The organism is Nocardia sp. CA-290969, assembly GCF_050936135.1.
Classification (GTDB): Bacteria; Actinomycetota; Actinomycetes; order Mycobacteriales; family Mycobacteriaceae; genus Nocardia.
Window position 1 is genome coordinate 1,350,407 of record NZ_JBNJNJ010000001.1, and the last position, 14,855, is coordinate 1,365,261.

Annotated in this window: 11 protein-coding genes; all 11 read left to right on the top strand. The window is 68.6% G+C overall.

Going from position 1 to position 14,855, the window contains the following annotated elements; translation table 11 throughout:
- The first annotated feature begins 21 nt into the window (after nucleotides 1-21).
- The 11 genes from yajC to ACQEVO_RS06455 all read left to right on the top strand — a co-directional run bounded on the left by yajC (nucleotide 22) and on the right by ACQEVO_RS06455 (nucleotide 14,855).
- Nucleotides 22-408 carry a preprotein translocase subunit YajC gene (gene yajC / locus ACQEVO_RS06405; RefSeq protein ID WP_432909818.1) on the top strand — a complete coding sequence of 129 codons (387 nt, stop codon included), beginning with the start codon at nucleotides 22-24 and terminating at the stop codon, nucleotides 406-408.
- 103 nt (nucleotides 409-511) lie between these two features.
- On the top strand, nucleotides 512-2,404 hold the full coding sequence (gene secD / locus ACQEVO_RS06410; protein ID WP_432909820.1) for a protein translocase subunit SecD: 1,893 nt from the start codon (nucleotides 512-514) through the stop codon (nucleotides 2,402-2,404).
- 2 nt (nucleotides 2,405-2,406) lie between these two features.
- Nucleotides 2,407-3,588: a protein translocase subunit SecF gene (secF, locus tag ACQEVO_RS06415; RefSeq protein WP_432909821.1), complete on the top strand. Its 1,182-nt coding sequence runs from the start codon at nucleotides 2,407-2,409 to the stop codon at nucleotides 3,586-3,588.
- A gap of 20 nt (nucleotides 3,589-3,608) precedes the next feature.
- Nucleotides 3,609-5,294 carry an ABC transporter substrate-binding protein gene (locus ACQEVO_RS06420; RefSeq protein WP_432909823.1) on the top strand — a complete coding sequence of 562 codons (1,686 nt, stop codon included), beginning with the start codon at nucleotides 3,609-3,611 and terminating at the stop codon, nucleotides 5,292-5,294.
- A 35-nt stretch (nucleotides 5,295-5,329) separates the two neighbouring features.
- On the top strand, nucleotides 5,330-5,902 hold the full coding sequence (locus tag ACQEVO_RS06425; RefSeq protein WP_432909825.1) for an adenine phosphoribosyltransferase: 573 nt from the start codon (nucleotides 5,330-5,332) through the stop codon (nucleotides 5,900-5,902).
- Between the two features lie 241 nt (nucleotides 5,903-6,143).
- On the top strand, nucleotides 6,144-7,754 hold the full coding sequence (locus tag ACQEVO_RS06430) for an ATP-binding cassette domain-containing protein (RefSeq protein ID WP_432909827.1): 1,611 nt from the start codon (nucleotides 6,144-6,146) through the stop codon (nucleotides 7,752-7,754).
- Nucleotides 7,755-7,929: 175 nt separating this feature from the next.
- Nucleotides 7,930-10,320: a RelA/SpoT family protein gene (locus ACQEVO_RS06435; RefSeq protein ID WP_432909829.1), complete on the top strand. Its 2,391-nt coding sequence runs from the start codon at nucleotides 7,930-7,932 to the stop codon at nucleotides 10,318-10,320.
- Between the two features lie 288 nt (nucleotides 10,321-10,608).
- Nucleotides 10,609-12,258 (top strand): cutinase family protein, encoded by a 1,650-nt coding sequence (locus tag ACQEVO_RS06440; RefSeq protein WP_432909831.1) that lies wholly within the window; start codon nucleotides 10,609-10,611, stop codon nucleotides 12,256-12,258.
- Nucleotides 12,259-12,315: 57 nt separating this feature from the next.
- Complete coding sequence (locus ACQEVO_RS06445) at nucleotides 12,316-13,233, top strand: hypothetical protein (RefSeq protein WP_432923385.1); 918 nt, start codon at nucleotides 12,316-12,318, stop codon at nucleotides 13,231-13,233.
- A gap of 13 nt (nucleotides 13,234-13,246) precedes the next feature.
- Complete coding sequence (locus ACQEVO_RS06450; protein WP_432909834.1) at nucleotides 13,247-14,116, top strand: MinD/ParA family ATP-binding protein; 870 nt, start codon at nucleotides 13,247-13,249, stop codon at nucleotides 14,114-14,116.
- A 73-nt stretch (nucleotides 14,117-14,189) separates the two neighbouring features.
- Nucleotides 14,190-14,855 (top strand): hypothetical protein, encoded by a 666-nt coding sequence (locus tag ACQEVO_RS06455; RefSeq protein ID WP_432909836.1) that lies wholly within the window; start codon nucleotides 14,190-14,192, stop codon nucleotides 14,853-14,855.

Consider the following 14,855-nt stretch of genomic DNA (forward strand, 5'->3'; position numbering starts at 1 on the left):
GATCAGGAACTGACTTCGCCCATGGAATCGCTGCTGTTTCCGCTCCTCCTGGCCGGCCTGCTGGCATTCATGTTCCTCGGAATGCGCCGCCAGAAAAAAGAGGCCGACAAGGTCACCCAGATGCAGAACAACCTGCAGGTCGGTGATCGGGTCACCACCACTTCGGGGCTGTACGGCACCGTGGTCGACGTCGACGACACCACGGTCGATCTGGAGATCGCCGAGGATGTCGTGACCACCTGGTTGCGCCTGGCGATCCGTGAGGTGCGCACCGACGACGACCTCGCCGCCGAGAGCGCCGGTGACGAGCCGGCCGCCGAGGCCACCGAGGCGCCCGCGGACGAAACCGCCGCGCCGGCTGCGGAGGAAACCCCGAAGCAGACCGAAACCCGGCTGACCAAGGACTGAATTCCACGGCCCGGCCACCGGACCGGATATCCCGGGCGACCGGTGGTCTCGGCATGTGCCGTGGCCGTTCCACCCCGAACTTCCGTCTAGGAGATGACGACCTGTGCCACCGTCCCAGGGATCGGCGCATCAACTCCGCTGGCTCGCCCTTTTCGGCGTGCTGGTGGCCGCGATATACGCGCTGGTGTTCTTCACGGGTGACAAATCACCGACGCCCAAACTCGGCATCGACCTGCAGGGCGGTACCCGGGTCACGCTGACCGCCCGGACCCCGGACGGGAACCGGCCCAGCCAGGACAGCCTGACCAAGGCCCAGGAGATCATCGAGAACCGGGTGAACGGCCTCGGCGTCTCCGGCTCCGAGGTCGTGATCGACGGCGACAACCTGGTGATCACCGTCCCGGGGGACGACAGCCAGCAGGCGCGGACGCTGGCGACGACCGCCAAGCTCTACATCCGCCCGGTACTGCAGGCCATTCCGGCGCCCGGTAGCCAGCAGGCCCAGCAGCCGCCCGGGCAGCCCAGCCCACCGGCCGTGCCCGAGTCGCCCGCGCAGCCGGCACCGGCTCCGGCGGAGGGGACGCCGCCGGCCGGTGACGGAACCGGCACTCCCGCGGTCCCCGGGCAATCGGCCCCGGAAGCTCCTGCCACGGAACCGGATGCTCCTGCCACCGAACCGGAGGCTGCCGCCACGGAGCCGGAGGCTCCGGCCGCGGCACCGATTCCCGCCGACGAGCTGGAGGTCCGCCCGGCGCAGGCACCCGGAACGCCGCTGCCCGAGCCGCCGGCTCCCACCGAGACCACTCCGGCTCCGGCCCCGGGCGAAACCGCCCCCGCCCCGGCGCCCGGTGAACCTGCTCCGGCCGACGAATCGCTGAGCCCGCAGGAACAGGCGCAGCAGGAGATCGCGGCGGCCAAGGCGCTGCGGCAGAGCACCGACCCGACCATGCAGCAGCTGGCGATGCAGACGATGGACTGCGCGGCGGCCGATCCGCTGGCCGGTAACGACGACCCGAATCTGCCGCTGGTCACCTGTTCCACCGACGGCACCGAGGTCTTCCTGCTCGACAAGAGCCGGATCGACGGTCAGGAGATCGCGGACGCGACCTCCGGATTCAACACCGAACAGTCCCGCCACGAGATCTCGCTGGAATTCAAATCCGGCGGCAGTGACGCGTGGGCGTCGCTGACCGGTGAGTACGTGCAGCAGCGGGTCGCGTTCGTCCTGGACTCGGAAGTGGTCAGCGCCCCGGTGGTGCAGCAGGGCCCGCAGCTCGGCGGACGCACCCAGATCTCCGGTAACTTCAACGCCTCCTCCGCCCAGGACCTGGCGAACACCCTGAAGTACGGTTCGCTGCCGCTGTCGTTCGAGACCTCCGAAGCCGAAACTGTTTCCGCGACCCTCGGTTTCGCCTCGCTGGAGGCGGGCCTGATCGCCGGCGCCGTGGGTCTGATCGTGGTGCTGCTGTACTGCCTCGTCTACTACCGGATGCTGGGTTTCCTGACGGCGCTGTCGCTGATCGGCTCGGGTATCGCGGTCTACGGGATCATGGTGCTACTGGGCCGCTGGATCGGGTTCACCCTGGATCTCGCCGGTATCGCCGGTCTGATCATCGGTATCGGTATGACCGCCGACTCGTTCGTGGTGTTCTTCGAACGGATCAAGGACGAGATCCGGGAGGGCCGCAGTTTCCGTTCCGCGGTACCCCGCGGCTGGCAACGCGCCCGTAAGACCATTCTTTCCGGTAACGCCGTCAGTTTCATCGCCGCGGCCGTACTGTACGTGCTGGCCGTCGGGCAGGTGCGCGGGTTCGCCTTCACCCTCGGCTTGACCACGATCCTCGATGTCGTGGTGGTGTTCCTGGTGACGGCTCCGCTGGTGCAACTGGCCGCCCGTTCCACCTTCTGGGCCAAGCCCTCGGTGAACGGTCTGGGCGCCATGCAGCAGCTCGCCCGTGAACGCAAGGCGGCCGAGGCCGCGGTGGGGAAGGCGTGACGATGAACAGTCCCGTAACCATGGACAAGGCCGAGCCGCCCCGCGACAACGGTGCCCGGCACAGCTGGATGAACCGCCTGTACACCGGGACCGGTGTGCTGGATGTGGTCGGAAACCGCCGCCGCTGGTATCTCATCACCGCGGTGATCGTGCTGATCTGCCTGCTCAGTATCGCGGTGCGCGGTTTCACCTTCGGTATCGATTTCGTCGGCGGTTCCCGGATCCAGCTCCCCGCCGGTGGCGCCACCACCGAGCAGGTGGAGACGGTGTACTCGGACACGATCGGTTCGGAGCCGGAATCGGTGCAGACCGTCGGCACCGGCGACAGCGCGACCATCCTGATCCGCTCGGAGACGCTGGACGCCGAACAACTGGGTGCCCTGCAGACCGCGCTGTTCGAGGAGTTCCAGCCGACCGACGCGAACGGGACGCCGAGCCGCAACGCGATCAGCGCCTCCGATGTGAGCGAAACCTGGGGCGGCCAGATCACCCGGCAGGCGCTGATCGCGCTCGCCGTGTTCCTGGTGCTCGTGAGCATCTACATCGGTATCCGCTACGAACGCGATATGGCGCTGGCCGCACTCGCCGCTCTCGTCTTCGACCTGCTGGTCACCGCGGGCGTCTATTCGCTGGTCGGTTTCGAGGTGACACCGGCCATGGTGATCGGCATGCTCACCATTCTGGGTTTCTCGCTCTACGATTCGGTGGTCGTCTTCGACAAGGTCGAGGAGAACACCCGCGGTGTGCTGCACACCAACCGGCGCACCTACGGAGAACAGGCGAACCTGGCGATCAACCAGACCCTGATGCGGTCGATCAACACCACACTGATCGGCGCGCTGCCCATCATCGGGCTCATGGTGATCGCGGTGTGGATGCTCGGTGTCGGAACCCTGCAGGATCTGGCGCTGGTACAGCTGGTCGGCACGGTGGTCGGGGCCTACTCGTCCATCTTCTTCGCCACCCCGCTGCTGGTGTCGATCAAGGAACGCTGGGGTCCGGTGGCCGCGCATACGAAGAAGGTGCAGGCCCGGCGTACCGGGCGGGTCCCGCAGGAGGCCGGGCCGGCACCGCGGCGCAGCCCCGGTGGCGAGAACCGCGCACCGCGCGCGCCACGCACCACCGGCTCGACCGGGCCCGTGCCCGGCGCGCGCCCCACCGGAAAACGACAGAGGCGGCACTGACATACGAGGGGTACGGTTCGATGCGACTGCCATATCTGCGCCGGACACTCGCGCTGCTCGCGGCCACCGCCGCGGCCTCCGGGCTCGTGGCGGGATGTTCGGGTGAGGACCAGGTTCCCTCGATCGGCTACGCCGTGGATACCGCGGTGGCCAGTTTCAACGGTGGTACGACGGCGGGTGCGGCCTCGGCGCAGGCCGTCTTCGGCCGGGTGCTGACCGGGTTCTTCTACACCGGGCCCGACGGCCAGCCCGTCGCCGATACCGATACCGGGACCGCCAAGGAAGTGCCCGGCGAGGCGCAGACCATCCAGTACCGGCTCAACCCGCAGGGTGTCTACTCCGACGGCGTGCCCACCTCCTGTGACGATCTGGTGTTCACCTGGGCGGCCCGCAGTGGCCGGTTCCCGCGCTTCGATTCGGCGAGTACGGCCGGGTACGAGGATATCGAGCGGGTGGAATGCCAGCCCGGATCCAAGGACGGCACCGTGGTGTTCCGGCCCGGAACCCGGTATCAGCCCTGGCGCACCCTGTTCGGTGCCGGTGAGCTGATGCCCGCGCATGTGGCGGCGCAGGCGGCGAATGTCCCCGATATCGTCGCAGCGGTCCAGAACGACGACCGGGCCGCGCTGGACCGGTTGGCGGATTTCTGGAACACCGGCTGGAACCTCGAACCCGGCGATCTGGATATCGCCCGTTTCCCGGCTTCGGGTCCGTACCGGATCGAATCGTACGGTCTCGAGGACGGACTGGTGCTGGTCGCCAACGAGCGCTGGTGGGGCGAGGCCCCGGCGACCGGGCGGATCGTGGTGTATCCGAAACCGGCGGATCTGGCGGCCCGGATCGAGGACGGTTCGGTGGCGGTGGTGGATATCGGCTCCGGATCGCTGCCCGAGGTGAACCTCGACGCCTACGCTGTCGAGCAGCTACCCAGCCGCGGGATCGAACAACTGGTGCTCAACACCGGAGGGGTGTTCGAATCGACCGCCGCGCGGCGCGCGTTCGCGCTGTGTGTGCCACGGCAGGCGCTGTTCGACCAACTCGGCCGTGTCGCGGAGGCACCGGAAGCCGGGCTCGGCGCGGGAGTGTCCAATTCCCGGACATTGCAGCAGGATTCGCTGTTCTACCCGGCCGCGACCGGCGCGTCGGGCCCGTATGCGACCGGTGATGTCGCGGGTGCCCGGGCGGCACTGGCGGACGCCGGGAAGGACGGGCTGGTCGTGCGGGTCGGCTATCTCGCTCCCGACGTCCGGCGGGCGCGGACGGTGTCGATGATCGCCGACGCGTGCAAGGCGGCCGGAATCACCGTCGAGGACGCCGGGACCCCGGATTTCGGCCCGGCGCAGCTGCGTGACGGCGCGGTGGACGCGGTACTCGGCGGCCCCGGGGGAATGCCCGGCCCCGCCGGTTCGCTCGACGGTATCGCCGCGATCGGCGGCCTGCGCAGCGGAAGCGGCCTCAACGTCGGCCAGTTCCGCAACGGGCGTTTCGATGCCATCACCGAACAGCTTGCGGCCGAAACCGATTCGACCAACCAGCTGCATCTCATGACCGAAGCCGAGAACCTGCTGTGGGCCCAGCTGCCCAGTGTTCCGCTGTTCGCGACACCGCGCACCATCGCCTTCGCCGGTGGTCTGCGCAACGGGATCGCGGGGCCCACTCGGGCCGGGTCGGGCTGGAATATGGATCAGTGGGTGCTGGAGCGGTGAACCGGCGCGGGACCGGTGACGATGGAGGTGTGTCGATGAGCAAGCATGCGGCGGCCGAGCCCGCCGAGATCGCCGCGGAACGCAGTGGTCAGGCCGCCGAGCTGGTCCGGCGCTACACCCGCTGGGCCGACGATTTCCCCGAGCCCGGGGTGCGGTTCGCCGATCTCACACCGGTGTTCGCGGATCCGGAGGGTTTCCGGACCGTGGTGGATTGCCTGGCCGCGCTGGTCCCCGACGCGGATCTGGTCGCCGGCGTGGATGCCCGGGGATTTCTCCTCGGCGCCGGGGTCGCGACAACGCTCGGTACCGGGGTTCTCGCGGTCCGCAAACGCGGCAAACTGCCCCCGCCGGTGATCACCCGCGAATACGAACTCGAGTACGGGACCGCGGCGCTGGAGGTGCCCGCCAGCGGTGTAGACCTGGCGGGCCGCCGGGTATTGCTGCTCGACGATGTGCTGGCCACCGGCGGTACCCTGGCCGCGGCGGCGGATCTGTTCGCCACCGCCGGCGCGCATGTCGTGGCCGCGGCGGTCGTGCTGGAGATCGAAGCCTTGGGCGGGCGGGCCCGCCAGGGCGATTATCCGGTCACCTCGATCGTTACGGTCTGACCGTCACAGGGTGCGCGGCCCCGGTGCGGGCGTGCCGGAGCCCCGTCTCCCCCGCGATGCCCCGGTATACCGAGCCGGTCGGCCCGCTCCGGAGAAAATGCTGGCGTCCTTGCTCACGGTGATGTAACCTCGCCGGGGTCTTGTTCCCGGGGATCGGAGTTGCCGTTGCTCTCATGAGGTAGTCGCTCGTGCGGCCCGCGTTTCTGCGCGCCGCGTCCGTATCGATACCTCAGGGGCAACCGTGGGCACTGTTACTTTTTCCGATCTCTGTTTTTCCTGGCCGGACGGCACGCCGGTATTCGACGGGCTCGATGCCGTCCTCGGATCGGGGCATATCGGCCTCGTGGGGTCCAACGGTGCCGGCAAATCCACGCTGCTGCGGCTGCTGGCCGGTGAGCTGCGGCCGGCCCGTGGATCGATCACCGTATCCGGTCACCTCGGTTATCTGCGCCAGGACCTCGGGCTGGCGGTCGGGCAGCGGGTCGACGCGGTTCTCGGTATCGACGAGGTGCGAAAAGCGTTGCATCGCATCGAAACCGGCACCGGTGTCGACGCCGATTTCGACTGTGTCGGCACCCAGTGGGATGTCGAGGAACGCGCCGTGGCGTTGCTCGGCCGGCTCGGGCTGGGGTACCTCGCCGGATCCGTCGACCAGCTGGACCGCCGGCTCGAGACACTGTCGGGCGGTGAGACGGTACTGCTCGGCCTGGTCGCCGAACTCCTGCGCGAACCGGAGGTACTGCTGCTCGACGAACCCACCAACAACCTCGATTCGGCGGCCCGCGCCCTCCTGTACGACGTCATCGCACAGTTCTCCGGCACCGTCCTGGTGGTGAGCCACGATCGAGAGCTGCTGGAGCGGATGAACACCATCGCCGAACTCCGCGCCGGCCGGTTACGGATGTTCGGCGGTAACTACAGCGATTACGAGCAGATCCTCGAACAGGAACAGGAGACCGCCCGGGCCGCGATCCGCGACGCCCGTAGCGATATGCGCAAACAGTCCCGGGAGCTGGTGGAGGCGCGGATCAAACTGGACCGCCGCAAGCGGTACGGGCAGAAGATGTACGAGAACAAACGGGAACCGAAGATCGTGATGGGGGAGCGCAAGCGGCAGGCCGAGGTCTCGGCGGGCAAACTGCGCAACAACCATCTCGAGAAGGTGCAGGACGCGAAGGAGCGGCTCGAACAGGCCGAAGAGCTGTTACGCGACGACCGCGAGATCCGGGTCGAGCTGCCGGATACCCGGTTGTACCCGGGGCAGGAGGTGGTCGTGCTGGGAGAGGTGCGGCTGGCCAACGGCCCGGTGGTATCGCTGGCGGTCGACGGTCCGCAACGGGTGGCGATCACCGGTCGCAACGGCGCGGGCAAGACCACGCTGCTGCAGCGGATCACCGCCGAACCGCCGCGGGTGCCGTGGCGCATGCTGCCGCAGCGGCTCGATCTCTTCGACGAGACGCGCAGTGTCTTCGAGAACGTGGCGGCCGGGGCCCCGCACGCCGACCCGGAACAGATCCGCGCCCAGCTCGCGCGGTTCCTGTTCCGCGGTGCCGCCGCCGATGTTCCCGCCGCCGCGCTCTCGGGCGGTGAACGCCTGCGGGCGGCGCTGGCCATGTTGCTGCTGGCCGAACCGGCGCCCAAACTGCTGATCCTCGACGAACCCACCAACAACCTGGACCTGGTGAGCCTGCGTCATCTCACCCAGGCGCTGGCGGCGTTCCAGGGTGCCCTGCTGGTGGTGAGCCATGATCCGCGGTTCCTGGCCGATATCGGGATCACCCGGCGGCTCGAACTCACCCCGGACGGGCTCGGCGAGGCGCCGACGGCGGACGAATCCGATGGGCCGGCATGAACCCTGACCCGCGCATTCCGGGAACGCCGGGGTCGCCTACGGTGTTGTATCGGGGTGGTCGGCGTATCGATAGGTGTCGATGGTGTTGCTGTGGGGTTTCCCGTACTGCTGCGGGGGCTAAAGTTGGTGGTCTGAAGCGTTGCGGTGCTGCGCCGCGGCACGGAGAGGTGGTGGCATGACTCAGCATCTGGGCGAGGCGAATGTCGAGCAGACATCGGGATCGCAGTCCAACGGTGCCGGGGTCCCCGCCACCCCGGACCGGCCACGTCCCGCCGCCACGCCCCAGCCGCCCCGCCAGTCGGGCGCCGTACCGAGTTCTGCGTCCCGGCGGGTGCGCGCCCGGCTGGCCCGGCGGATGACCGGTCAGCGGGGGATTCCCGCGGTGAAACCGGTCCTCGAACCGCTGGCCACGGTGCACCGCGACCTGTATCCGAAGGCGAACCTCACCCAGTTGCAGCGTGCCTTCGATGTCGCCGACGAACGCCATGCCACCCAGTTCCGCAAATCCGGCGACCCGTACATCACCCATCCGCTGGCGGTGGCGAATATCCTCGCCGAACTGGGGATGGACACCACGACGCTGGTCGCGGCCCTGCTGCACGACACCGTGGAGGACACCGGGTACACGCTGGAACAGCTGACCGCCGATTTCGGCTCCGAGGTCGCGCACCTGGTCGACGGCGTCACCAAACTGGACAAGGTGAATCTCGGCGCGGCCGCCGAAGCCGAGACCATCCGCAAAATGATCATCGCCATGGCCCGCGACCCGCGCGTGCTGGTGATCAAGGTGGCCGATCGGCTGCACAATATGCGGACCATGCGGTTCCTGCCGCCGGAGAAACAAGCCAAGAAGGCCCGCGAAACCCTCGAGGTGATCGCGCCGCTGGCACACCGGCTGGGAATGGCGACCGTCAAATGGGAGCTCGAGGACCTCGCGTTCGCGATCCTGCATCCGAAGAAGTACGACGAGATCGTCCGGCTGGTCGCCGACCGGGCGCCGTCACGTGACACCTACCTCGCGAAGGTGCGCGCCGAAATCGTGAACACGCTGGCCGCGTCCCGGATACCGGCCACGGTCGAGGGCCGTCCGAAGCACTACTGGTCGATCTATCAGAAGATGATCGTCAAGGGTAAGGACTTCGACGATATCCACGATCTGGTGGGTATCCGCATCCTGTGCGACGAGGTCCGCGATTGCTACGCCGCCGTGGGTGTGGTGCATTCGCTGTGGCAGCCCATGGCCGGGCGGTTCAAGGATTACATCGCCCAGCCGCGGTACGGGGTCTACCAGTCGCTGCACACCACCGTCGTGGGCCCCGACGGCAAACCCCTCGAGGTGCAGATCCGCACCCACGACATGCACCGCACGGCCGAATTCGGCATCGCCGCGCACTGGCGCTACAAGGAGACCAAGGGCCGCCATTCCGGTGACGCCGCCGAGGTCGACGATATGGCCTGGATGCGGCAGTTGCTCGACTGGCAGCGGGAGGCCGCCGATCCGGCCGAGTTCCTGGAATCGCTGCGGTTCGACCTCAAGGCCCCGGAGATCTTCGTCTTCACCCCGAAGGGTGATGTGATCACGCTCCCGCAGAAATCCACCCCGGTGGATTTCGCCTACGCGGTGCATACCGAGGTCGGGCACAAATGTATCGGCGCCCGGGTGAACGGCCGGCTGGTCGCGCTGGAGCGGCAACTGGAGAACGGTGAGGTCGTCGAGGTCTTCACCTCGAAGGCGCCCAATGCCGGGCCCAGCCGCGACTGGCAGAGTTTCGTGGTCTCGCCACGGGCCAAGGCCAAGATTCGCCAGTGGTTCGCCAAGGAGCGCCGGGAAGAGGCGCTGGAGAACGGCAAGGAGCAGATCAACAAGGAGGTCAAACGCGTCGGGCTGCCGTTGCAGCGGCTGATGAACGTCGACGCCATGACCGCGGTCGCGCACGAACTGCACTACGGCGATATCTCCGCGCTCTACACCGCCGTGGGCGAACATCAGGTTTCCGCGCACCATGTGGTGCAGCGGCTGATGGCGCAGCTGGGCGGAATCGGCGATGTGGAGAACGAACTCGCCGAACGCTCCACCCCGTCCACCACTCCGCCGCGGCAGCGGCTCAGCGGGGACGCCGGTGTGCTGATCCCCGGTGCCGAGGGCACCGTCGCGAAACTGGCCAAATGCTGTACGCCCGTGCCGGGCGACGAGATCATGGGCTTCGTGACCCGCGGCGGTTCGGTCAGTGTGCACCGGATCGATTGCACGAACGCCGATTCGCTGCGCGAGCAGTCGGAGCGGATCATCGACGTGGAATGGGCGCCCTCGCCGCATTCGGTGTTCCTGGTGGCCATCCAGATCGAGGCGCTGGATCGCACGCGGTTGCTCTCCGATGTCACCAAGGTGCTGGCCGACGAGAAGGTCAACATCCTGTCCGCGTCGGTCACCACCCACGGCGACCGGGTGGCGATCAGCAAGTTCACCTTCGAGATGGGCGATCCGAAACATCTGGGCCACTTGCTCAATGTCGTGCGCAATGTCGAGGGCGTCTACGACGTCTACCGGGTGACCTCGGCCGCCTGACCGTACCGCCGCCGGCGCCGCGGCCCGCGGATACGAAGGGCCGCGGCGCACCGGTTCGCCGGGCGTTTCGGGGACTTGGCACGCCCTCCGGCGTTGCCGGAAATATGTAACATTCGCGCGGCAACGCGCCGCGGCGTGTACAGGCGACGCTGGCGGGTCGCGTAAACTCTTCGCCGCTTCAGCGGTCATAGCCGGAATCTGTTACCGTTTACTGCGTTTCGTCGCGCTCGGTAACTGCGGTAAGAGTGATTGCGGGTCGCTATGGCTGGATGCAGAAGTTTCTCGGGGATGCTGATCGCACTCACCGTCGCTGTGGCGACCGTGACGGCAGGTTCGCTCACCGCTCCCGCATACGCCCAACCGCCGAATCCGGCGGGCCCGGCCACCGAACTACCGGTCAGTACCTGCCCGGCGTTGTATGCCCTGGGCATCCAGGGGACCGGCGAATCCTCGCCGGACGCCGCGCCCACCACCGATACCGGCATGCTCTCCACGGTGTTCCGGCCGCTGCTGGCCGCGGCACCCGAAGAGGAGCTCGTACAACGCGCCTACGTGCCGTACGAGTCGAGTTTCGGTGGTATCGACGGCGGTAGCGCCACCCCGTACTCGGATTCGGTGAGCGGCGGCCTGATCCGGTTGCGGACCATGGCGGCCTCGGTCGCCCAGCGCTGCCCCGACACCCGGTTCGCGATCGTCGGGTATTCCCAGGGTGCTCATGTCGCTTCGGTGTTCGCCCAGGAAGTGGGGCAGGGCCAGGGCCCGCTGCCCGACGACAGGATCGCGGCCGTGGCCCTCATCGGCGACCCCACCAGAACTCCGGGCGCCCCGCTGTTTCCCGGCGCCCCGGGCAAGGCCAACCCGGATCCGGCCCCGGGCACCGATGGTGCCCAAACCGCGCAGATCGCCGCGCTGCCACAGGCCCCCGCCACCGGTGGCGGTATCGCCCCGAACCGGGACACCCCCGAGGATTTCGGCACCCTGACCGGACGCGTGGCCAGTTTCTGCGCCCCCGGCGATCTCGCCTGTGACGCGCCCGAGGGTGCGCCGATCCTGAAAGCCGTGGCAAGTATCGTCGGCCAGGCCAAACTCAGCGGCGGCGATCCGATCGCCTCGCTCACCTCGGTGGCCCAGGCGCTCGCGTTCACCTCGATCAAAACCGCGACCAAGGTGGTCAACGAGGACGTCTCGGGCACCTCGCTGGCAACCCTGAACATCTCGCCGAAGAAGTCGATCTCCGAGCGGCTGGCCGATGCCGCCGATCCGCGTACGCCGTTGGATATTCCGGGGGCGATGCGAGCATTGCTCAAGGTCGGCATGATCGGACTGAACGCGGTGGTCACGGTCGTGCGTACCGTGCTCAATCCCACGGCGATCGCCGAACTCGCTACAGCGGGGCTGGCCAATCCGCCCGCAGCGCTGCTCATGCTGGGCGTCAAACTGCTGGGGGCGATTCCGCAGCTCATCCCGCCGACCACCGGTATCCGCCTGGTGAGCCAGGCTTTCAACGCGGTGATCGACAATATCCAGGACAATCACGCCCTGCTCGACACCACCACCTGGGTTCGCTACTGGGACACCATCCAGCGCCATCAGGCCTATGGCAATGCGGCGATTTCGGCCACGGGTGAAGCGCCGACGAAGTTCATCGCCGACTGGTTCGCCGCCGCGGCGCGGGATCTCGCGAACGCCCACGGTAGCGGTAGCGAACCGGTATCCGAGCAGACCGCGCCGCCGATCGCCACCGTCCCCGGCGCCGGTACGCCACCGGTGGGTGGATTCTCCGGGCCCGAACCCGGCGCGTCGCCTGCGCCCACTCCCTCCGGTACGGGACAATTCCCATTCGGGACAGGACCCGACGGTGTCTCGCACAGCGAGCCGTCGGCGGGCCGTCCCGCGGCACCCCCGACAACCGAAAACGACTCGTTCTCCGTGAACTGATCGCCGAGAGGGATCGATGATGCGACATCACGTGCCCGGCGCCACGGGAATGGGGGAATGTTGAAGTCCTACAAAAAGCTCGACCGATGGTACGGCCCGCTCGAACCCGAAGGGGAAGGCGGCGCCGCGGACAGCCGGGTCCGGATGTCCGAACCGGAATTCGCCGCGGACGCCGGTGACGACGGCCCCGCCCGCTACCCCGACTACATCGCCCAGGCCGGTAGCGCCTCCGCCGCACCGGATCCCGCGCCCGCCGAACTGTCCGGCCGGCGCAGCGAATTCACCGGCGGCTGGTCCGATTGGGTGGACGAACCGGCCGGTGACCGCGCGGGCGACCTGTTGCGCCTGCCGAGACCCGGCGACGAGGACGAATTCGCCGAACCCGTCCGCATCGGCCGCGGCGCCGGCCGTCTGCGCGATGCCGCCGATAGCGGTCACCCCCGGCGCCGGCGCACTGTCGGTGTGCTGGTCGCCGTGGTCGTCGTACTCGCGATCGCCACGGCCGTGGTGGTGTACCTCCTGGCACCGGGCGCACCGCGGGCCGCGGGCCCCGACGACGGCACCGGCCTGCGCTTCACTTCCGGTAGCGCGCAGACCGGACCCGCCGCCCGCTGCCCCGACGAACAGACCGGCTCGATGGTCCGCGGCGCCGGGGCGGGCGGAACGGAATCCGGGCCGGCCGCGATCCTGCGCTTCCAGTACGCCTACTACGTACAGCGTTCCGGTGCCGCGGCGCATGAGGTGGTCGCGCCCGGGGCCGCGGTATCACCCGCCGACGTGATCCAGGCCGGAATCGACAGCGTCGCGCCCGCCACCGGGCACTGTGTGCGCATCGTGGCCGTGGCCGACGGGCGGTATTCCGTCGAGGTCACCGAGTACCGGCCCGGTGGTGAACCCGCCACCTACAGCAGGCAGACGGTCACCACCGCGGTGATCGACGGCCGCACCCTCATAACGGGTATCACGGCCGGATAGAGGAGAGTGCAGGATGGGCGAGGATTGGAGCCGCTGGCTCGATACCGCACCGGATTCGGTGGATGCGGACGAGGCCGACGGGAGCGGGAAGGCGCCGGTGGTGCGGTTGCGCGGTGAGGGCCGCCGCCGTGCACCCGGCGCGGCCCGGCCGATCCTGGTGGTGGGCGGCTGCGGAGGCGCCGGAACCACCACCACCGCACTGGGCCTCGCCGGTGAGCTCGGACTCGCGGGTACGGCGACGGTGGCCGTGGACGCCACCCCGGCCGGCGGTGATCTCGCCCTGCGCGGCGCAGACGAACATCTGCACCCGATCAGCCTGCAGCAATGGTTGTACGGCCGAGGCGACGACGAACCGGCACCACTGAAGGACTGCATGTCCCGGGCCACCTCCGGAATCGGCCTGCTGTGGCGCGATGCCGCACCCCTGCGCCGCCGGGCCAGCTACCTCACCGTGGCGCGCGCGGTCGACCAGGCCGGGTACACCGGGATCTTCGACGGCGGCAGCCCGATCGCCGGCCGGCAGCTGCGGCCGCTGCTCGACGATGCGGATGTGGCGCTGGTGCTGGCCATTCCGGCGCGGACCGATGCCGCCAACCGGCTGCGAGTGACCCTCGAATGGCTGGACGACGAATACGGCGACCAGTCCGAACCGATGGGCGGCGGTATCGTCGGCGACACCACCATCGTGATCTCGCATCAGCAGCCGGGTGTCGATTCGCGGGTCGCCGACCATCTGCGCGAACACCTCTCGGGCTGGGTCCGCGATATCGTCGAAGTGCCCTACGACCCGCATCTTGCCCGCGGTGAACTGGTCCGTCATATCGACTTGGCCGATCGGACCCGCCAGACCTACGAGCAGCTGCTGGCGGGGGTGGCCGCATGATGCGATCCTGCGATACCTCCGCCTTCGCTCCGGCCTCCGCTGATTACCAGCAATACCGTCGAGAGGAGGCATCATGGCTGTTGCTATGAATCTTCCTCGCCGCCCTGAACGTTCCGCCACTGCCGGAGTGGTCCCGCCGCCGGAATCGCGCCGCGCCGCGATCTGGGATCGTCCGGTGCCGGGCGCCGGGCGTGCACCGCTGGTCTGGTTGCTGGGTGTCCACGGGGGCTCCGGCGCCAGCTCGCTCGCCCATGTCCTGGCGCCCGCGGCGGATTGCGGGCGGCGCTGGCCGGGTGTCTACGAGCGCGAATCGCCGTTCGTGGTGCTGGTGGCCCGGGAAACCATCGCGGGGCTGACGCATGCCCATGATCTGTTGCGCCAGCATCATGCCGGGCTCGCCGGGCCGAGCGAGGTGCTGGGCCTGATCACCGTGGCGGCGCGCCCGGGCCGGATGGCACCGGAGATCCGCCGGTACCGCGATGTCGTCGCCTCGCTCGCCGGGCAGGTGTGGCAGGTGCCGTGGTACGAGGAATGGACGCTGGTCGAGCCGGAGAAATTACCGGTGTGGACGCCCGGGGTGGCGGTCACCGCGCAGCGCCGGCGCCGGGTCGACCCGTTGGACGAAGTCCCGCTCGATATCCGGGAACTCGGCGCGGAGATCGTCGCGGCCGCCCGTGCCGCCCTGGAAGAATCGGAGGCCGCCCCCGCGCGGGGCCGATCGAGATTCGTGGAGGAGTGA

What these genes read in the sequence shown, in the direction of transcription:
- yajC (WP_432909818.1), top strand. Translation starts at nt 22, where the DNA reads ATGGAATCGCTGCTGTTTCCGCTCCTCCTGGCCGGCCTGCTGGCATTC.
- secF (WP_432909821.1), top strand. Translation starts at nt 2,407, where the DNA reads ATGAACAGTCCCGTAACCATGGACAAGGCCGAGCCGCCCCGCGACAAC.
- ACQEVO_RS06420 (WP_432909823.1), top strand. Translation starts at nt 3,609, where the DNA reads ATGCGACTGCCATATCTGCGCCGGACACTCGCGCTGCTCGCGGCCACC.
- ACQEVO_RS06425 (WP_432909825.1), top strand. Translation starts at nt 5,330, where the DNA reads ATGAGCAAGCATGCGGCGGCCGAGCCCGCCGAGATCGCCGCGGAACGC.
- ACQEVO_RS06435 (WP_432909829.1), top strand. Translation starts at nt 7,930, where the DNA reads ATGACTCAGCATCTGGGCGAGGCGAATGTCGAGCAGACATCGGGATCG.
- ACQEVO_RS06440 (WP_432909831.1), top strand. Translation starts at nt 10,609, where the DNA reads ATGCTGATCGCACTCACCGTCGCTGTGGCGACCGTGACGGCAGGTTCG.
- ACQEVO_RS06445 (WP_432923385.1), top strand. Translation starts at nt 12,316, where the DNA reads ATGTTGAAGTCCTACAAAAAGCTCGACCGATGGTACGGCCCGCTCGAA.
- ACQEVO_RS06450 (WP_432909834.1), top strand. Translation starts at nt 13,247, where the DNA reads ATGGGCGAGGATTGGAGCCGCTGGCTCGATACCGCACCGGATTCGGTG.
- ACQEVO_RS06455 (WP_432909836.1), top strand. Translation starts at nt 14,190, where the DNA reads ATGGCTGTTGCTATGAATCTTCCTCGCCGCCCTGAACGTTCCGCCACT.